This is a genomic window from Longimicrobium sp. (assembly GCA_036377595.1).
Classification (GTDB): Bacteria; Gemmatimonadota; Gemmatimonadetes; order Longimicrobiales; family Longimicrobiaceae; genus Longimicrobium.
Genome location: DASUYB010000017.1, coordinates 22,068 through 39,628 on the forward strand (window position 1 = coordinate 22,068; position 17,561 = coordinate 39,628).

At 71.8% G+C, this 17,561-nt stretch carries 19 protein-coding genes; 2 read left to right on the plus strand and 17 right to left on the minus strand.

What is annotated here, in order from left to right; genetic code table 11:
* Positions 1-9: 9 nt before the first annotated feature.
* The 17 genes from gwsS to VF092_02875 form a co-directional block, all read right to left on the minus strand.
* Positions 10-1,023 carry a grasp-with-spasm system SPASM domain peptide maturase gene (gene gwsS / locus VF092_02795; GenBank protein ID HEX6746216.1) on the minus strand — a complete coding sequence of 338 codons (1,014 nt, stop codon included), beginning with the start codon at positions 1,021-1,023 and terminating at the stop codon, positions 10-12.
* Positions 1,020-1,439, minus strand: coding sequence for a hypothetical protein (locus VF092_02800; protein HEX6746217.1), 420 nt, complete (start codon positions 1,437-1,439; stop codon positions 1,020-1,022). The genes gwsS and VF092_02800 overlap by 4 nt, the downstream gene beginning before the upstream one ends.
* Positions 1,439-2,425 carry a grasp-with-spasm system ATP-grasp peptide maturase gene (gene gwsG, locus VF092_02805; GenBank protein HEX6746218.1) on the minus strand — a complete coding sequence of 329 codons (987 nt, stop codon included), beginning with the start codon at positions 2,423-2,425 and terminating at the stop codon, positions 1,439-1,441. Before gwsG ends, VF092_02800 begins: the two co-directional genes overlap by 1 nt.
* A 193-nt stretch (positions 2,426-2,618) precedes the next feature.
* The gene (locus tag VF092_02810; protein ID HEX6746219.1) at positions 2,619-2,825 is read right to left on the minus strand and encodes a hypothetical protein; all 207 of its coding nucleotides are present in this window, start codon (positions 2,823-2,825) and stop codon (positions 2,619-2,621) included.
* 411 nt (positions 2,826-3,236) lie between these two features.
* Positions 3,237-4,352 (minus strand): hypothetical protein, encoded by a 1,116-nt coding sequence (locus tag VF092_02815; GenBank protein ID HEX6746220.1) that lies wholly within the window; start codon positions 4,350-4,352, stop codon positions 3,237-3,239.
* Positions 4,353-4,489: 137 nt separating this feature from the next.
* Positions 4,490-5,014, minus strand: a complete 525-nt coding sequence (gene bstA / locus VF092_02820; protein HEX6746221.1) for a bacillithiol transferase BstA — start codon at positions 5,012-5,014, stop codon at positions 4,490-4,492.
* Positions 5,015-5,230: 216 nt separating this feature from the next.
* Positions 5,231-5,995 (minus strand): hypothetical protein, encoded by a 765-nt coding sequence (locus VF092_02825; GenBank protein ID HEX6746222.1) that lies wholly within the window; start codon positions 5,993-5,995, stop codon positions 5,231-5,233.
* Positions 5,996-6,036: 41 nt separating this feature from the next.
* A complete protein-coding gene (locus tag VF092_02830; GenBank protein ID HEX6746223.1) occupies positions 6,037-7,041 on the minus strand; it encodes a hypothetical protein in 1,005 nt (334 codons plus the stop codon).
* 196 nt (positions 7,042-7,237) lie between these two features.
* Positions 7,238-8,755, minus strand: a complete 1,518-nt coding sequence (gene dacB / locus VF092_02835; protein HEX6746224.1) for a D-alanyl-D-alanine carboxypeptidase/D-alanyl-D-alanine-endopeptidase — start codon at positions 8,753-8,755, stop codon at positions 7,238-7,240.
* 31 nt (positions 8,756-8,786) lie between these two features.
* Positions 8,787-9,266: a hypothetical protein gene (locus VF092_02840; protein HEX6746225.1), complete on the minus strand. Its 480-nt coding sequence runs from the start codon at positions 9,264-9,266 to the stop codon at positions 8,787-8,789.
* A 312-nt stretch (positions 9,267-9,578) separates the two neighbouring features.
* Positions 9,579-10,868 (minus strand): acyl-CoA reductase, encoded by a 1,290-nt coding sequence (locus tag VF092_02845; GenBank protein HEX6746226.1) that lies wholly within the window; start codon positions 10,866-10,868, stop codon positions 9,579-9,581.
* Positions 10,869-11,091: 223 nt separating this feature from the next.
* Complete coding sequence (locus tag VF092_02850; protein HEX6746227.1) at positions 11,092-11,712, minus strand: hypothetical protein; 621 nt, start codon at positions 11,710-11,712, stop codon at positions 11,092-11,094.
* Positions 11,713-11,924: 212 nt separating this feature from the next.
* Complete coding sequence (locus VF092_02855) at positions 11,925-14,003, minus strand: hypothetical protein (GenBank protein HEX6746228.1); 2,079 nt, start codon at positions 14,001-14,003, stop codon at positions 11,925-11,927.
* A 94-nt stretch (positions 14,004-14,097) separates the two neighbouring features.
* A complete protein-coding gene (locus VF092_02860) occupies positions 14,098-14,673 on the minus strand; it encodes a hypothetical protein (GenBank protein ID HEX6746229.1) in 576 nt (191 codons plus the stop codon).
* Entirely contained in the window at positions 14,664-15,227 is a 564-nt protein-coding gene (locus VF092_02865; GenBank protein HEX6746230.1) for a hypothetical protein, read from the minus strand. Before VF092_02865 ends, VF092_02860 begins: the two co-directional genes overlap by 10 nt.
* Entirely contained in the window at positions 15,224-15,790 is a 567-nt protein-coding gene (locus VF092_02870; GenBank protein HEX6746231.1) for a hypothetical protein, read from the minus strand. Before VF092_02870 ends, VF092_02865 begins: the two co-directional genes overlap by 4 nt.
* Positions 15,791-15,949: 159 nt before the next feature.
* Complete coding sequence (locus VF092_02875; protein ID HEX6746232.1) at positions 15,950-16,678, minus strand: CPBP family intramembrane glutamic endopeptidase; 729 nt, start codon at positions 16,676-16,678, stop codon at positions 15,950-15,952.
* A 200-nt stretch (positions 16,679-16,878) separates the two neighbouring features.
* On the opposite strand from VF092_02875, the gene VF092_02880 reads away from it, so the two are divergent.
* Both VF092_02880 and VF092_02885 read left to right on the plus strand, forming a co-directional pair.
* Positions 16,879-17,250: a BON domain-containing protein gene (locus VF092_02880; protein ID HEX6746233.1), complete on the plus strand. Its 372-nt coding sequence runs from the start codon at positions 16,879-16,881 to the stop codon at positions 17,248-17,250.
* A 1-nt stretch (position 17,251) separates the two neighbouring features.
* On the plus strand, positions 17,252-17,452 hold the full coding sequence (locus tag VF092_02885) for a hypothetical protein (GenBank protein HEX6746234.1): 201 nt from the start codon (positions 17,252-17,254) through the stop codon (positions 17,450-17,452).
* Positions 17,453-17,561: the final 109 nt, after the last annotated feature.

Genomic DNA, 17,561 nt, shown 5'->3' on the forward strand with positions numbered 1-17,561 from the left:
CGGGCGTGGTCAGTTCCAGCGGGCGGCGTACGGGTCGTAGCTGCATCCCGACGGCTTCGACAGCCGGTCGGCGGGGTCGCGCACCCAGGCGCGGCAGTCGGTGCACACGTAGCGGAACTCGCAGTCGCGGCACGTTTCCACCTGGTCCTTGGTGATCGCCCACAGCTCGCGGAAGGCGGGGTGCTCCAGCGCCTCGTCGAGCCGGGTGTGGGCCGCGTTGCCGAACGAGCGCGGCAGCGAGGGGCAGTTGCGGATCTCGCCCGCCGCGTCGATCGAGAGCTTGCGGTTCAGGCACGAGTTGAAGCGCGTGGCCTCGGCGAACCCCTCCAGCGACGGGCTGAACCACTCGGGGGCCACCGCGCCGCAGTGCGCGTGCGAGTCGACCCGCTCCTCGCGGTGGAAGATGGGGGTGTCGAGCCCGCCCACCCGCTCGGTGCGCGTCTCCGGCGCGGAGTGCACCGTCACGCCCATCACCCGCTGGTGGCGCAGGCACAGGTCCTCGAGCGCGCGGTCGGTCCACCCCGCGTCGTGGGGGAGCAGGAGCTCCACCGAGCGCAGCCGGCCGCTGGAGGTGTGCGCCAGCACCGCGTCCATCTCGCTCACGGAAACGGGGCGGAAGAAGCGGAGCTGCAGCGCCTGGCACCCCAGCCCGTCGAGCTGGCGCAGGAGCGACCCCCAGTCGTGCCGCGAGCGCTCGTCCACGTCGATGATGGCGTTGGTCACCCGCTCGGGGCGCTCCCACGACAGGTCCAGCGCCGGAAACGCGTCGGGGTCGTCGCACCAGAAGCCGTACTCCTGCTTCACCAGGAAGGCGAAGTACTCGTCGAGCGTGGCGTGCGCCTGCGCGGGAAAGTCGGCGCGGATCTCTTCCAGCGTGTGGTCGGTGTAGTGCTGGAGGATGTCGTACAGCCCGTTGGGGATCAGGTCGTAGCGCTCGCGCTGCAGGTCGCAGATGGTGCTGCGGCGCGCTCCCCTGACGGGAACGCAGCAGGCGAACAGGCGGAACACGCGGCGGCGGCTCACCGGCGGCCTCCCACGCAGCGCGACAGCGGCTTGTAGAAGGGAACGCAGGTGTACGCCCGGGCCCGCGCGGCCGCGCTCGACGCCACGCGCATGGTCACCCCCGAGTAGCCGGCCTGCGACGCCAGCCGGTAGGTGAGCGGCAGCGACACTCCCGCCACCATGTCGGCGGGGAGAGCCTCCAGGAAGGGGCGGTCGAGGTCGGCCTCGTCGGGGGCGTCGTAGTGCCGCGTCTTGACCTCGCCGCTGACCTCGCGCTCCTCCACCGGATAGCGCACGGCGGAGGGAACGCCCGGCGGCGGGGCCAGGGACACCGGCACCGTTCCCGGCGCGGGCGGCGGGGGCGCGGAGGCCTGCGTTGCCGCGGGTGCGGCGGGTGCGGCGGCGGCGGGCGCCGGGGGAGCCTCGAGCATGGACATCAGGCGCTCCGCGCGATCAGGTACTCGGCCACCTTCTTCTCCAGCCTGTAGTTGCAGCGGTGCGACACCATCCCGAACTGCCCGCCCGGGTTCACCTCCAGGAACACGTGCCGGCCGTCGGGGGTGCGGATGAAGTCGATCGAGCCGGTTTCCAGCCGCAGCGCGCGCATGGCCGCGCGCACCCGGCCGGCCACGTCTTCGGGGAGGCGGTAGGGAACCGAGCGGTTGGGGCGCTGCCGCCGGTAGTGGCGGAAGTCCACGGCGGTCTGCTCGTCGGCCTGCGAGAAGATGGCCATCGAGTACATCTCGCCCGCCAGGTAGAAGGTGCGGATCTCGAACTCCTTCTCCACCAGCGCCTGCACCAGCGAGGGAAAGGCCGGCCGCGGGAGCGCGGCCACGTCGTCCTCCCTCACCTCGGCCGTGTACAGCCCGAAGCGGTAGCCGAAGAAGCAGTACATCTCCATCTCGCCCACGCTCTTGGTGATCACGCGCCCGTGCTCGCGGCGGAAGGCCTCGAGCTCGTCGGGGTCGTTGCTCACCAGCGTGGGGGGGATCTCGAGCCCCGCCACGGCGGCGGCGCGCAGCACGTGCAGCTTGCCCACGGCGCCGTCCTGCGGCCGGGTCAGCCAGTGCGCGTCGCCCAGCGCGCCGAACAGCGCGCCGGCCACGGCGCCCAGCTCGCGTCCCAGGTGCGCGTTCATCTGCGCCGCGATGGGCTCCAGCCCGGGGAGGGCGCGCACCGGGGCGCCCTCGCCCGCGCCCCAGCGGCGCAGCCAGACCACGCGCACGTCCTGCTCGGTGAAGTGGCGCCCGTCCACGCACAGGCGGATGCGCGGCCCGGTGCCGCCCACCGCCAGCCGGAACGGCCGCGGCGAGGTGAGGTCGTCACCGTTCAGGCGCACGCAGTCGCCGCCCAGCGCGCGCACCCAGTCGACCACCTCTTCGGTGGTGATCTCCTGATTGGCGTCGCTGAGTACGAGGATCATGGGGCCCACGGGGTGGCGGAGGGTGGCTCGCTGGCCGGCGGACGGGGCCGGCGCGGATCTATGCGCGGGGGTGGAAATGCCCCCGCGTGGCGGTGACCTGCAGGGCTTCCCGGACGAGCCGGCCAGGGTCAGCCGTACGCCAACGCCCGAGAGAGTGTGTTACGGGTGGTTGCTACGGGTACAGCCGGGTGGGTCAGGCTTCCGCGACGGGGGCGGCCTCGACCTCGTAGATCAGGTCGCGAATGCGCTGGTCGGGCGACCAGGTGCCGTCGGACCACAGGATGATCGTGTCGGTATAGCAGTAGCCGATCAGCTCGGCGGCCTGGCCACCGACGACCAGCGACGCTTCCTTCTCGGACAGCGGGGCGAACATGTTGTCGCTCAGCGATTCGAGCTGCATGGTGCCTCCTAACGGAGTGGGATGGGTGGGGCGCGGCGTGCACCCGAGAGCCCTGCAGGTGTGTTTCTGGGGTCACCATGGCAGAATATGTGCGGCCTATCATCTGCGGTCAACAAAAAAATTCTCGCCACCCCTATCTCCTTGCAGGAGCCGCAAATCCAGGAATCACACAGAGTTTCGTTACATTCGGACAGGCCGGGACGACGCAGAGGGAGCGGGTTGGAGGAGTCCGCCCGTCGATCATTTGGGAGCAAATGTATTGAATTACAGTCGTGAAAAGAACGAACAAAATGTCTGATGTCACCAGATGGATGGTGACGGATCAAAGGGGACAGGCCGCCGGATCGGCAGGGCGGGGATCGCGTCGCCCGGATCTCCCGGCGGCGACGGCGGAGAACGCGAGCGGCGCCGTCAATCGCGGCGGAGGGCGCTCAGCAGCTCGTCCATGGCGATGGAGCAGCCGCGGGCCTCGGCGCCCTGCGCGCGGCCGAGGACGCGGAAGCCGCGCGGCGTGGTGAAGCCCAGGTCCGCCGTCTGGATCGCCATCACCGAGTGGAGGTTGGCCAGGTCCCAGTGGCGAAGCACGCCGATCTCGCCGTGGGGGAGAAGGCGCAGCGTCTCGGGGTCGGCGGCGCGGGTGCGCACCCAGGCGGGGCCGGCGTGCAGGCGCCCGGCGGGTGGCGATGCGCTGCCGGCGGTGCCGTCGTAGAACTGCGAGCTCATCTCCGTCATCCCGTACTCGTTCACGCACCACGCGGGGGCGATGCCGAGGCGGTCGTGGAGGGCGGCGTACAGCTCCTCGCGGGTGACCTCGCGCGAGCGGCCCTTGAAGCCGCCGGTGTCCATCACCCGCGAGCCTTCGGGGAGACGGTAGCGCTCGCCGGACGCGGCCAGCTCGTCGAGCCAGTGCACGAACGCGAACGCCGTCCCGGGGATGCAGACGGGCGCGCCGGCGGCCTCGGCGGCGCGGAGGGCGTCGCGCAGGCGGGCGGAGGCGATACCGCCGTCGGGGGTGACGAACCAGCCGCTCCCTTCCGCGGCCAGATCGCCCATCACCTCGCCGACCATGTGCGAGAGCGACGAGTCCGGCAGGTCCGCGGGGGAGGGGACGAGCGAGAGGATGCGCGGGCGGGCGCCGTCCGGCAGCAGGTGCGCGGTGAAGCCGGCGCGCAGGGCCGCGTCGTACAGCCGGAGATCGGGGAAGTAGTGCGTCCCCCGGCGCTCGCGCCCCTGCGTGGTGCCGCTGGTGCGGAACACGGCGGCGGCGCTCGATGGATCGCCGCAGACGAGGGCGGCCGCCTTGAACGCGTCCGTCGGCACGGCGGGGACGTCGGCCCAGTCGCGCACCGTCTCGGGCGTGGCGCCGCGGCGGTCGCAGAAGGCGCGGTACGGGGCGTTGCAGGCGTACTGGTGCGCGAACACCGCCCGCGCGAGCGCGCCGAACTCCGCGTCGTCCAGCGGCGCGTGCGCCCCGCGGGCGATGACGCCCAGCAGGCGTCCGGTGAGCTCGGCGGCGGAGTCGGTCAAGGCGGCGGACGGTGATCGGTTGTGATGGGGCGGTTGAAACCGCGGCAACAACCACACGAAGTCCGCCTTCGCGGACTACAGGGCGCGGCGCGGACGAGGATTCCGCGCGCGCGGCCGGCTCCTCGGATCGCCGTCTTCTACCACCCTTCGCGCTCGGCCAGACGCGTGATGTGGGCCACGTGGTGGCGGCCGTGCCAGGCGTACATCCCCAGCGCATCCTCCAAGGTCATCTCACCCCATTCCGGATGGCGGAAGGTGCGCTTCCACTGCCCCTTGTCGAGCGCGCGCAGGAGGTGCACCCAGCGCTCGTGCAGCTTCTCCAGCAGCACCAGCGACACCTCGATCGGCAGCCGCGCGTCGGGGAGCCTGGCCCACTCGGCTTCCTCGTACGTCTTGATCATCGGCACGTCTTCCGTCAGCCCCAGCTTCATGCGCGTGTAGGCGTTCATGTGGCTGTCGGGGACGTGGTGCACCACCTGCCGCACCGTCCACCCGCCGTCGCGGTACGGCGTGTCGAGCTGCGCGTCGCTGAGACTGGTGACGGCGGCGCGCAGGCGGGCGGGGGCGTCGGCGACCTGCGCCACCCACTCGTCGCGCTGCTCGCGGGTGATCGGCTGGCCGGGCGTGTACTTGCCGACCGGGTAGCGCAGGTCGTCGTTCATCGCAGTCGCTCCGTCGCGTGGGTGGTCCGCCATCGCCGCGGCGACAACGTACGGAGCGGCGGAACCCCGCGCGAGGCGGATTCCGGACCATCCGCGACGCGGCGGGTGGGCCAAGATCACCCTCCCGAAGCGTGGCGATGGTGCGAAACAAATCCGCCCGGCACGATCGCGCCAGGCGGACGGAATCGATTCTGCGTCCCAAGCCGCGGGGGGAGCCTAGCCTCCGAGCGCTTCTCCCGCCAAGTCCCAGACTGCCGTCGCCCGCGGACCTGTGATCGTCTCACCCGCGGCGGGAACGGGCCGCGGACCGGTGCGCCGGCCGCGCCGCGAGCCGCACCGGTCTGCCGCTGCCAGTTGCGTCACCTCCGGGGACGCCGCCAGCAGCACCATGCAGCGCACCGTGGCCTGCGTCCGCTCGCCCGCGCCGACGGAGGCCGCGTTCTGCACGCCGGCGCTTCTTTCGCGGAGTCGGCGAAGCTGGTCCCGGTTGAGGCTGCGCGGCGCCCTCACGGTCACCTGTACGCCGTGCTCCAGCACGTTCCGCAGATCGCGCTTGTTGATCTTGATCACCGGGCCGGCGCCGTTCCTCCGTTCGAAGATCAGGTACCACGCCTGATCGCTTGGCCTGCCGTGGCGGACCTGCAGCGAACGGTTGCTGAACCTGATGCCGGACTTCAGGGTGGCCCCGTCCAGCTCCTCCGGGTCCGCCATCCACGTCTCCAGCACCACGCAGCCGTCGGGCCCTGCGGGAAGGCGCAGGATCTCGTCGTAGCTGCCCTGCACCATCCTGATCCGGATGGCCTCAGCGCCTCCCGCCTGGCGCAGCATGGCCGGGTTCACGTCGAGGAGCAGATCCTCTCCCGTCTCCACCTGGAGCGTGCGCGGCACGTCGAGGTTCGCGATCTGGATGGTCTGGCCCGGCAACCCGGGGGCGAGCACGGCGGCCGCAAGGATGCCGGAGATCAAGGCAGAGCAGCGCATCTTTCCACCTCCCACGCGAACGTGAATCTTCCCTGCAACCGTCATGGAACCGCCTGGCCGACGCCGCGGCGTATCTCGTCCAGGCGATACGACAGGAGATCCTCCAGCACGTCGCCCGAGCCGTTAATCTGGATCATCCGCACCCGGTCATCCGGAATCACCCAGATCCGATGGTCCTTCTGAACGTACATCGACAGTTGGGCGCCCTCACCGAGCAGGAGCCCGGAAACCCACTCGGCACTGTCGCCGCGCGCGATCTCCACTCTGACCCGTTGCACCCGGATGGAGCGGGCGGTCTTGGCGTACTGGTATGGTCCGGTGGCGAAGTCGACCGCCAGCAGCACCACGGTGCCGATGGCGATCCCCCGCCAGACGCCCGTGAGCGAGCTGTTCTGTGCGTTCAGCCAGAGCATGATCCCCAAGGCTGCCACCACGCCCGCGACGGTGAAGACGGAGTTCAGGACGAAGAGGGCCCGCAGGCGATCGGCGTATCGGGCGCTGCGCTTCGTGCACCGGACCTGCATGTCCTCTTCGATGCGATCCGCGATTTCCGGAGGCGCCGGCAGGCCGCTCATGCGCGAGCAGAGGTTGCTCGTGCGGTTGTCCTCGGCGATGCGCTGGATCGGCATTCCGGCGGCCAGCACGCTGTTGGCGCCCAGGTTCACCAGCATGTCGCTGACGAAGAAGGTGGGAACGTCGAGCAGGAAGAACTGCAGGAGGGTGATGGATGCCAGTGCGACCAGGAGCGTCCGAGGCCGCCGCAGCCGCTGGGGGAACTTCCAGGAGAGGAGGATCACGGCCGCGACGATCGCCAGCGTCGCCACGCCGTGCCAGGTCGCCGCGCCGATCCATTGCAGCGTGACACTCAGGATGGCGTACAGGAACTCGCCGGCCAGGCCGACCAGATTCTGCGCGCCCTCGCTGCCGCCCAAGCGGTAGCCGAGAAAGTCTTCGGACGACTTGCGCAGGACGAACCCAAGCGTGAGGAGGATGCCGGTCAGCCCAGCCGACCCCAGCAGCCACTTGGAGGCTTCCTTGAAGTTCATTGTCGGACCCGCCCAGCCAGCTCATGAAATGACCCACCCATGCTGCTGTGCAGTGTAGGCGGGTCTCCGCGGAAGCACAACCAAACATTCTGCGCGCGCGAAGAGTCGCCGGCGCGACACGGAAAGGGAGAAGGCGAGACCGCGCGGCAGCCTCGCCTGCTCCATGTTTTTCGCCGTCTGCCCGGCCTTGGAACGATCAGCGCTTGTAGTTCGCGAGCAGCACGCCCAGGTTCTGCTGGATGCCGCGGGCGCCGGAGGTGTTCTTCCCGTTGTAGATCATCGAGAACACCACCAGCTCGCCGCCGGCCGTCTTCACGAAGCCGGAGAGCGAGCGCACGCCGCGGATGTAGCCGGTCTTGGCGTGCAGGTTCCCCGCCGCGGGGGTGCCCACGAACAGGCGGTTCAGCGTGCCGTCGGGCTGCCCCGCCACGGGAAGCGACTCGTGGAAGAGCTTCGACCAGCGCTGCTGGTGCGCCCAGCTCATCGCGGACACGAGGGCGTACGCGCTGGTCCGGTTGTCGGCGGAGAGGCCGGAGCCGTCGGCCTGGAAGAGCTGCCCGTACGGCACGCCCGCGCGGTCGTGGTAGAAGTGCGCCGACGCCGGGCCGCCCTTCTCGTAGCTCCCCTGTCCGGTCGCCTTCGCCACCGCCGCCTTCCAGAAGTGCTCGGCGAAGAAGTTGTCGGAGTGGCGGTTGGCCTGGGGGATCATCTCGCCCAGGGTGATGGAGTAGTGGCGGTGCATCAGCTTCGCGCCGTCGGGCGTCTTCCCCAGCCGCACGGGGCCGGCCACGGTGATCCCCGCCTCCTGCAGCGCCTCGCGCAGCGCCGCGGGGGCCAGCAGCGCCGGCTCGTTGGCGCCCACGCCGTAGCGGTTCCCCCGCCCCGCCGCCGCGCCGCGCACGATGATGGTGTCGTTGTCGGGCTTGCGCGCGGCCATCGCCCGGCCGCTGCGCTGCGTCCAGACCACGGGGATCTCCGTCATCTGCGGGGTGGTGCGGACGGCGCCGTTCTCGATCTGCACCCACAGCATGTTGCGGTTGAACGGCAGCCCGCTGACCGTCGGCGCGTACTGGGCGGCGCCGTTGCCGGTGTCCTGCGGCCAGTTGCTCCCGTGGTGCTTGCCGTCGTCGATGGTGGCGTCCGCGACGATCCCGCCCTCGATGCGGGTGATCCCCTTCTGCCGGAGCGCCTGGGCCATGATCCGCGGCGTCTTCATCACGTCGCGGTCGTACTCGGGATAGCCGAACGCGGGGTCGCCCGAGCCCCGCAGCACCAGGTCGCCGCGCAGCACGCCGCCCTCCACCGGCCCCGCGGCGAGCAGGTCGGTGGGGAAGCGGTAGCGCGAGCCGAGCATCTCCAGCGCCCAGATGGTGCTGAACACCTTGTTGTTCGACGCGGGGATGCGGGCCTGGTCGGCGTTGATGGCGAAGAGCGTCTGCTGCCGGTCGACGGAGTACGCCATCAGCGTCCACCCCTCGCCGCTGCCCACGATGGCCTGCGCCTGCGCCTGCAGCGGCCCGTCGGTGGCCGTGGCCGCGTCGGGCGGGATGGCGCGGAAGCGGTTGGCGGGCGCCGTGGCGGCCTCGGCCTCGGCGGCGCGCATGCGGGCCGCGTCGGAGATGGCGCTGGCGCGGGTGCCGTAGACGGCCACCCCGCCCCCCGCCAGGGCGAGGACCAGGGCGCCGGCCGTCAGGGTGGTACCGCTGGACTTCATCGGGGCGTCTCCAGGGTCGGGTTCGGGTGGTTCAGGCCACGGCGGGCCGCGGCTCCGCCACCGTCGCGGCGGGGGGCGCGGGTGCCGGGGCGGGCGCCGGCGCGGCGGCCAGCGTCACGTCGCTCGCGGCGGCGGCCGGCTCGGCCGGGGCGCGGGCCTCCTGCAGCTCCTCGAGGATCAGCTGCTGCAGCCGGAACGACGAGCGGGTGTTCTCCTCCACGTCGATCAGCAGCTCGAAGAGCCCCGCCGCGGCGAAGAGGACCACGGTGATGACCACGGCGCCCACCATCAGCGCCGTGCTCTGCGAGGCGCTGGCCCTGCCGTCGCCCAGGCCGGAGAAGAACACCAGCCCGCCGATCAGCAGCACGATCACGCCCAGGAAGCGCATCACGCCCAGCAGCACGCGGAAGCTGCCGTAGCGCTGCTCCACGCCGGCCAGGCGCCGGGGCGCGCGCCGCTCCTTGAGCAACGCCTTGCAGTTGGGGCACCGCTCCACCGTGGGGTCTTCCACGGTGGTGCCGCACTGGGTGCACTGTACGGGTGTGCTGAACAAGTGAAGGGACATCGCGGCCCGCCGGGTTCTCGGTGACACAGGGTGCAGGACACCCATCACCGGAGCAACGCGCGTGCCACGGAAACGGTTGCGGTTTGAGCAGTTACGCTGTCGTGAAGAAGGTGTGTCCAAGCCTTGTGGGAAGCGGTCCGGCCAAATCACGCTCCACACCGGAGATCACAAGAAATCTCTCGCAGAGGACACAGAGATCACGGAGGACTGGAGATCGGTTCTCCGTGTCCTCCGTGACCTCTGTGAGAGCCATTCCGTTCAATCCTCCCAGTCGCACCAGCGGACGAGCGCGCGCAGCGGCGGGCGGCCGTCGTGATGCCACCACGGCGGCGGCCACGCCATCTTCCCGACCGGCGCGATGCGGCTCGCCCCCAGCCGCGCGAGCGCGTCCGCCAGCGCCGCTGCGGCGTCGGGGGAGGCGGTGACGCCGACGGTCTGCAGCACCTCCGCATATTCCCGCACCAGTGCGGGGATCTCCGCCAGCGCGGGGACGGGCTTCACGCGCACGACGCGGTTCAGGCACGAGGCCTCGAACACCGGGTCGGGATCGTAGATCACTGTCCACGCCGTCCCCTCGGCCGACGCGTGGAGATCGGCGTCGGACGCGAACTCGGTCTGGCCGCGCAGCTGGCGGATGGCGGACGCCTCGCCGGGAGACAGCCGGCCGCGCGGGAGATCGCGCTCCACCGTCTCCATCTCCCGCGCCAGCATCTCCGCCCACTCGCGGGGGGAGACGTCGCCGCCCTCCTCGGCGTAGAAGACGTGCGGAGAGACGCATCCCTGCTGGTCGAACGTCGACGCGTCCAGCGCGGCGGCGCTCGCGGTCTCCCACGTCAGCCGGTCGCGGCCAATCGCCCCGAAGGAGAGCTTGGGGCCGTACGCCAGGAAGCGCGCGCCCGCCGGGGTCTTCGCGTGCACGGCGGCGACGGCCTCGCGCCCGCCGTAGACGATCACCGCGTCGGCGTGCTCCAGCGCGGCGCGCTCCATCTCCTCGTCGCCGCCGTGCCAGTAGGTGACGGCGAGGCAGGCGCCCAGCGCCGCGTCCTCCTCCGCCACCGCGCGGGCGAAGAGCGCGGGGAGGAGCGGCTCGCCGACGGCCGTCTTCCCCAGCGTGGCCGCCTTCACCAGCAGCGAGCGGACGATGGAGGTGACGGCCACGCCCGGCACGTTGCCGCTGAACACGTGCGCCGCCAGCCGCGGCCCCATCGCCATCACCCGTCCATGCCCGCGCGGCGCGGGGCGGAAGCCGTCCAGCACGCGCGGATCGCCCAGCTCGGTGCGCAGCAGCTCGCGCAGCTGCCCGGCGCGCCAGTCCGCCGCCATCCGGTCCAGCACCACCCGCACCATCTCGGGCGAGTAGTGGGTGATGGCCGGCAGCGCGCGCTCCGCCGTCCGCCGCAGCTCGTCCGCGGGGTCCAGCAGCCGCGCCGCCACCCGGTCGACCACCGCCACGATCTCCGCGACGGGCCGCCGCGCCAGCGTCTCGTCGCGCGCCTGGGCGAGCGCCTTCACCTGCTCGCGCAGCAGCGCGGGGGTCAGGCGCGGCACGCGGATCTCGAATGCGTCCTTTCCGCGCCCGTACGGCCACGTGGTCGTCGGAAAACGCGAAAGGGCAGGGAGATGGAATGCGTCGAGGCTCACGGACCGCGCGTGCTGGAGATCAGGGTGACGGAACCGCCCGAAGATACCATCCGCCGCGGCCGAACGCAGGACGGCGCCGGGGCGATCCATCTCCCGACGCCGTCCTTGTCATCGTCCGATGCGGTCCCCGTCAGCGGCGGCGGCGGTTGCGGCGTCCGGAGGACTGCGGCTTCGGCGGCGGGGTGGCGCCGGTGGCCCGGGCGGAGCGGTGCCGCGCGCGCTCGAGGGCCAAGTACGCCACCGTGTCCCACGCGTTGTGGATGCCGATGAAGAGCAGCAGCAGCTCCACCCCGCCGGCCACGAACAGCGCGCGGGCGAGATCGCTCTCCAGCAGGGCGGCGGCCGCCACCAGCCCGCCGTAGGCGACCAGCGGGAGGACGATGTGCCAGGCCCAGTCCTCCAGCACCGGCTTGTAGGCCGTCTGCCGCCGCGCGCGCAGCAGGGTGACGGCGCCGTACACCAGCCCCCCGCCGCCCGCCAGCAGCAGCGCGATGCGCAGCGGCCCCAGTTCCCGCCACGGCGCCGCCACCAGCGAGGCCAGCATCAGCGCGGCGGCGAAGTGTACCACCGTGGGCGTGCCGAAGGCGGTGAGCGAGTCGCCGTTGACGTCGACGTGGTCGTCGCTCGACGGATCGTCGTTGATGAGCGTGACGACCACGAACTGCAGCCCCGTCAGCGCCGCGGCCGCCGCGCCGGTGATCAGGTAGAACGCCTCCCATGCGCCCAGTGCCGCCCCCACCTCGTTTTCCACCGTCCCACCTCCTCCCGGCCGGAGTCGCGTCGTCCATCCCCCCGACAAGCTAAGAACCCGCGCAATAGCGCCGAATGCGCCGGAGACTTCGTCCGTTGGTGCATTCGGGAAAATCAAAAAGAAGAATCACACGGAGGAAACGGAGGGAACGGAGGAAGATCGCGCGTGCGATGAGCCCCTCCGTTTCCTCCGTTCCCTCCGTGTGAGACTCTCTACAGGAAGTCCCAGAAGCTTGGGTTCGCCTCGATGATCAGCTCCCAGCGGCCGCCGCTGCTCAGCCCGCGCATGACGTCTACGCGGAGGATGTCGTAGAAGATGCCCACCCCCGCGCCGGCGCTGAAGATCGGATGGTCGAGCGTGGTCGCGCCGAGGCACGCGGGGCACGCGCCGCCCCAGTTGAAGAGCGCGTCGCGGCCCGGACCGCCGACGTCGGCCCACCCGGCCGCGCCCAGCAGCCGCCCGCGGATCCACGGCGACCACAGGTCCGCCGCGGCGGTCGTGCGCAGCGTGGCGAAGCGGTCGCCGCCGTACGCGCGGAAGGCGTAGCCCGGCACCGTCCCCCGCCCGCCGATCAGGTACAGCGCCTGCCGCGGCAGCGTCCCCGCCGCGGCGCCGGCGCTGAGGTCGGCGTCCAGCCGCGCGGCGCCCGGGCGCCAGCGGCGGGAGAGGGAGAGATCCAGCCGCGGGCGGACGAAGTCGAACCCGTCGCCGCTGGCCAGGTGGCCGCCGTCCGCGCCGAGCGTCAATCCCCATCCCAGCGCCTTCCCCGACGGCGAGCGGCGGGAGACGGAGAGCGCGCCGCCGTACATCACCCCCTCGTCGATGGGCGAGACGGAGCGGAAGTCGCCCGCCGCGCTCACGTCCGTCTCCAGCGATGCGCTCTCGTGATCCTCCACTCGCGCGGTCAGCGTCCCTGTCCACCCGGGGAACACGCGGCGCTGGAGGGAGAGCGAGCCGCCGCTGGCGTAGTACAGGTCGGTGAAATCCCGCCCCGCCAGCGCGGACGAGAGGGAGTTCATCGCCCCGGAGATCACCGGGCCCACGCCCACGTCGCGCGGGCGGTTGAGGTACGCGGCGCCGTCCAGCCGGAAGCGCGGCTTGGTCAGCGTCACCTCCGCCGCGCCGAGCGGGTGCATCGGCCCGAACGCCCAGCCGCCGTACAGGTTCGTGGCCACCTGCTCGCGGGGGCTGGAGCGCACGCCGAAGCCCACGGCCACCCCCTCGGCGCGGTTGTAGCGGCCGATCGTCGACGCCGCGGGGATGTCGAGCCGCGTGGTGGGCAGCCCGGAGAGCGCGTGCTCGCGGATCAGCTCGGCGGCCTCGCGGCGCACCTCGGCCAGTTCGCGCTCGGGGCCGATCCCCTGCTCGCGCAGCTCGGCGTCCAGCGGCTGCTCGAACGCGAAGTTCTGCCGCTGCACGGAGGGGACGGAGACCACGCGCGGGCCGGCGAACCGCCAGTCCGGCAGCCCCTGGTTGAAGCGGTAGCCGGAGATGCTCATCGTTCCCCGGATCACCCCGCCGGCGGGGAAGCCGAGCTCGGGAAGCTGCCGCCGGATCTCCACCTGCTGCCGGTTGGGAAGCCAGAAGCGTCCCTTCCACAGCCCGTTCTCGAGGGAGATGTTGATGTAGTCCAGCTGCCGGTCGACGTAGCTGGAGCGGGTGAAGGTGAACTCCATCCGCACGATGTCGCCCTGGCGCTGGTCCACGTAGACGGCGCCGACCAGCGCGTGCTGCGACGAGTCCTTCGGCCGCACGTCGACGCGGTACACGCGCACCGGCTCGCCCGCGCCGGGAAGGCGGATCGAGAGAGAGTCCGACAGTCGGTAGTCGTAGAACCCCGCGGCGCCGGGTGCGGCGGGGTGCAGCACGTCGGCCACCTCGTCGCCGTCGCCGATGCGGATGCGGTCGCCGAAGTTGTCCTGGACGACGGCCAGGTGGTCGAGGTGGTAGTGGATGTTGGTGGGAAGCGACTTGCGGTCGCGCAGCCCCACGATCACCTGCTTGGTCTGGTTGGGCGCTTTCCAGAACACCTGCAGCGCCACCTGGTCGGTCTTCACCAGCGTGCGCTCGTCGATGTCGCGGCGGTCCAGGTAGAAGTAGATGTAGCCGCGCGCGTCGGCCTGGTAGTCCACCATCCCCGTGTCGGTGAGCGCCTGGCTGCGGCGCGTCTGCGCGCGGTCCACCAGCTCCAGCGCGCGGGGGGCGTTCCAGGCCGCGTCCGGCTCCTGCGCGGCGGCGGGCGCTATGGATCCAGCCGCCAGCGCGGCGGCGAAAAGCAGGCGCAATCTCATCGAGGCAAGATATCCGTTCCGGTTCCCCGAACGGAACCGGGTCCGCGGCGCGCGGACCCGGCTCGTGCATCCCATCTCCATCTACCCGGCGCCCTCACGGCCGGTGCCACCGTCCGTCGGGCCCGCGGGTCCACACGAAGTTGTACCCCGCCGTGTCCGCCAAGGGCCCGCGCGACGGCTCCTGCACCGCGCTGGCCACCAGCCCGTTCAGCCGGGCGCGCTCGGCCGTCGCCCGGAAGCGCTCGAACACCTCCGTGGCCTCGGCCTTCAGCGGCACCGTGTCGGTCATGGAGATGGTGGTGCCGTAGCGCACGATCAGCGCCGGCGGCCCCTGGGTGAACCGGATGGGCGCCACCGCCTGCACGTTCACCCGCCGCCCCGACGGCAGCACGATGGGCCCCGGCGCGTTGGCCGTCCGCGGCGTGGCCGCCGTCTTCGCGCCCGTGTCCGTCGCCGCCACCGGCGCGGGCGGGGCGGCGGGCGCGGACGCCGGCGTCTGCGCGGCCGCCATCGAGTCGCCCGGCTGGGCGGGGGATGCCGGCGCCGCGGCGGGCGCGGGCGCGGCGGGCGGCGCGTCGGCCGTCTTCGCGTCGCCGGCGGGCTCCGCGCGGTCGCCGCCGCAGGCCGCGGTCAGGGCGATGAACGGGACTGCGATGCGGGTCAGGCGCATGGTCCCTCCGAGAAGGTGGCGGTGACGTGCCCCTGGATGCGGTCCTGCAGCCCCTCCTCGCTGATTCCCGCCGCGCGGGCGTAGTCCGAGCGGCGGACGAAGTAGGAGCTCACCTCGTCCCCGGCGGTCAGCCGGCGGGCGGGCGCGTCGAACACCAGGTCCAGGTGCGCGGGCGGCAGCAGCGCCTCCTGCTGTATGATGGTGGGCGACTGCGAGGTGAGGAAGAGGAAGACGGAGTGCTCGCCGAATTCCACGTCGCCGCGCACCTGGCGGAGCGTGCCGGAGGTGCGGGCGGCGTACACCATCTCGAACTGCGGCGCGGCGCCGCTGAGGGTCAGGCTGGCGCCGACGCGACCCGGCCCGGAGGTGGTGTCGATCACGCTCGTCAGCAGGTCCGCCGCGGGGATGGCCGTCTGCACCGGGGTGAAGCGCAGCGTGCAGAAGCGGTACACGCCCTGGACCTCCGCCGGGGTGAGGCGATTCTCGTCGCCGACCCCGGTGGAGGCGCACGCCGCCAGCGCCAGCGCGGCCGCGGCGGCGGACGCGGGTCTCACGGGCAGGCGCCCACCGCGAAGGTGCCGGTCAGCGAGCCGTTGATCCGCTCCTGCAGCCCCTCCTCGCTGATCCCCGCGGCGCGCGCGTAGTCGGCGCGGCGCACGCTGTAGGTCACCTCGCCCGTCGCCGCCAGCCGCCGCGGCGCGTCGGTGAAGCGCAGCATCAGCTGGCTCGGCAGCAGCAGCTCGCGGCGCACCTCGCTGCTCCCCTCCTCGGGAACGTCGGCGAACACGAGGGTGCCGCCGAAGCCGGTGGTGCCGCGCAGCTCCTGCAGGAAGTTGTCGCTCTTGCGCGTGTACAGCAGTTGGTACTCGTTCGACTGCCCGCTCAGCGTGAGCGACGGCGGCAGCTTGGGCGCGGGCGGGCTGGTGTTGACCACGGTGGCCAGCAGGTCCGCCGCGGGGAGCGCCGCCTGGCTCGGCTGGAAGCGGAGCGAGCAGACGTTGTACACGCCCTGCGTCTCCTGCGGGGTGAGCGGCGACGTATTCGTCCCGCCGTCGCCGCACGCCGCGAGCAGGGCGGACAGCGGCAGGGCCAGGGCGAGCACGGACTGCCGGCGCATGGTCATGTCCTCCGGTGGGGAAAATTACCGATGAGCGGGCCGGGGAGAATTACCCGTCCCCCGGCCGTTCGTTTCAAGCCGCGGACCGCCGCGACCTTTTGCCGTTCTCCCCCGATCTCCCGTGATTCAGGGAGATGGGGATCGGGAGATGAAGCGCCGTCAGCGCTGCGCCATCAGCACGTAGATGTCGTATAGCGCGTGCGTCCACACGGCGATGCCGAAGCCGCGGGTGATGAACAGCGCGTTCAGCGCCAGCCCGCTGATGAAGCGGAACATGAACGACCCCAGCTCCAGCGGATAGGCGTACGGGCCGATGTAGTGGAAGGCGGAGAAGAGGAGCGCCGCCAGCACCGCCGCGTACACCCGCCCCGCCGTCCGCCCGACCTTCGACTGCTTGAAGACGGCGAGAAGGCCTCCGACGAGGATGACGCGGAAGAGCAGCTCCTCGTAGAACCCGGCGCCGAGCGAGAGGACCACGCCGTCGCGGAAGGGGACGCGGTCGAGCGCGCCGCCCTGGTCCGCGGCCAGGCGCCATCCCCCCAGCACCCAGGTGGTCAGCGTGCCCACGATGGTGCCGAACACCAGCGCGTACAGCACGCTCTCCATCATCATCCCCCCGAACACCGCGCCGCGGAGCGGAACCGCCTCCTTCCGCCGCTCCCGCGCGATCAGCACCGCCGCGCCCAGCGCCAGGATGGCGGTGAACACCACGGTGCTGTGGATTCCCCCGGCCGCCAGCACGGTGCGGAGCAGGACGTCGGCGCCGTTGCGCAGCCCCTGCGTGGAGCCGTTGATCAGCCACGCGCCGGCCTCGTACGCCAGCAGCACGGGGAGGGCGAAGAGCAGCGAGTAGCTGTGCTTGCGGGTCAGCTCGAAGTAGCGGGGCATGGCGTCGGGTCGAGAGGCGGCAAGGGCTTGCGCCGCCATGAGTTGCGATGTACTGGCCTGGCGATTGCGAAATCCGGCGGATGGCCGGCTTCCTCCGCACGATGGAACGCCGGATGGGGGGCGAAAGTTTCGCCAGGCACGCGGGGACAAGATTGCACCGGAACCGACCGAACCGCATCACCCGCCGAGGGATCCAGGCGATGGCCGTGCTGGCGATGGCGGGCTCCGCCGCGGGGTGCAGCCTCTTCTCGCGGAAGAAGCCCGCCGACACGCCCGCGATGATCGCCGCGCGCCAGGCCGAGGACGCCCGCATCGCGCACGAGGTGGAGGCGCGGCTGGCGGCCGAGCCCTCCATCGGCGGGGGGAAGGTGCGCGCCCAGGTGGAGCGCGGCGAGGTGACGCTGTTCGGCGGCGTCACCGGCTTCGGCGCGCTGCGCTGCGCGGAGCGGAACGCCGGCCTGGTGCGCGGCGTGCGGCTGGTGATCGACCAACTCGTGCTGGACCCCGGCCCGCGCGACGTGCGGTGCCTGGCCCCGCGCGTGTTCCCCGGCACCCGCACCGCGAGCCAGTGAGATGGCCACCAAGCTGGAGAAGGAGCTGAAGCGCGAGCTGGAGGTCGACGGCTCGTCGTACATGCTCACCATCACCCCCGAGGGCCTGCGCCTGGTCCCCAAGGGCAAGCGCAAGGGCGTCGAGCTCGCCTGGAGCGCCATCGTCAGCGGCGACGCCGCCCTCGCCACCGCGCTGCAAGCCTCCGTCGAGCGGCTGGGGTAGCAATCGCGGAACCCACTCACCGGCGGCTGAAGCCGCTGCAACAACTACGGGAAGCTCGCAAACTGCGCGAGGTTGGTCGCCACGCGCCACGCATCCGGTGACCGGCCGC

What these genes read in the sequence shown, in the direction of transcription:
- VF092_02885 (HEX6746234.1), top strand. Translation starts at nt 17,252, where the DNA reads ATGGCCACCAAGCTGGAGAAGGAGCTGAAGCGCGAGCTGGAGGTCGAC.
- VF092_02810 (HEX6746219.1), bottom strand. Translation starts at nt 2,825, where the DNA reads ATGCAGCTCGAATCGCTGAGCGACAACATGTTCGCCCCGCTGTCCGAG.
- VF092_02870 (HEX6746231.1), bottom strand. Translation starts at nt 15,790, where the DNA reads ATGCGCCGGCAGTCCGTGCTCGCCCTGGCCCTGCCGCTGTCCGCCCTG.
- VF092_02875 (HEX6746232.1), bottom strand. Translation starts at nt 16,678, where the DNA reads ATGCCCCGCTACTTCGAGCTGACCCGCAAGCACAGCTACTCGCTGCTC.
- bstA (HEX6746221.1), bottom strand. Translation starts at nt 5,014, where the DNA reads ATGAACGACGACCTGCGCTACCCGGTCGGCAAGTACACGCCCGGCCAG.
- VF092_02880 (HEX6746233.1), top strand. Translation starts at nt 16,879, where the DNA reads ATGGCCGTGCTGGCGATGGCGGGCTCCGCCGCGGGGTGCAGCCTCTTC.
- VF092_02830 (HEX6746223.1), bottom strand. Translation starts at nt 7,041, where the DNA reads ATGAACTTCAAGGAAGCCTCCAAGTGGCTGCTGGGGTCGGCTGGGCTG.
- gwsG (HEX6746218.1), bottom strand. Translation starts at nt 2,425, where the DNA reads ATGATCCTCGTACTCAGCGACGCCAATCAGGAGATCACCACCGAAGAG.
- VF092_02825 (HEX6746222.1), bottom strand. Translation starts at nt 5,995, where the DNA reads ATGCGCTGCTCTGCCTTGATCTCCGGCATCCTTGCGGCCGCCGTGCTC.
- VF092_02855 (HEX6746228.1), bottom strand. Translation starts at nt 14,003, where the DNA reads ATGAGATTGCGCCTGCTTTTCGCCGCCGCGCTGGCGGCTGGATCCATA.
- dacB (HEX6746224.1), bottom strand. Translation starts at nt 8,755, where the DNA reads ATGAAGTCCAGCGGTACCACCCTGACGGCCGGCGCCCTGGTCCTCGCC.
- VF092_02860 (HEX6746229.1), bottom strand. Translation starts at nt 14,673, where the DNA reads ATGCGCCTGACCCGCATCGCAGTCCCGTTCATCGCCCTGACCGCGGCC.
- VF092_02800 (HEX6746217.1), bottom strand. Translation starts at nt 1,439, where the DNA reads ATGTCCATGCTCGAGGCTCCCCCGGCGCCCGCCGCCGCCGCACCCGCC.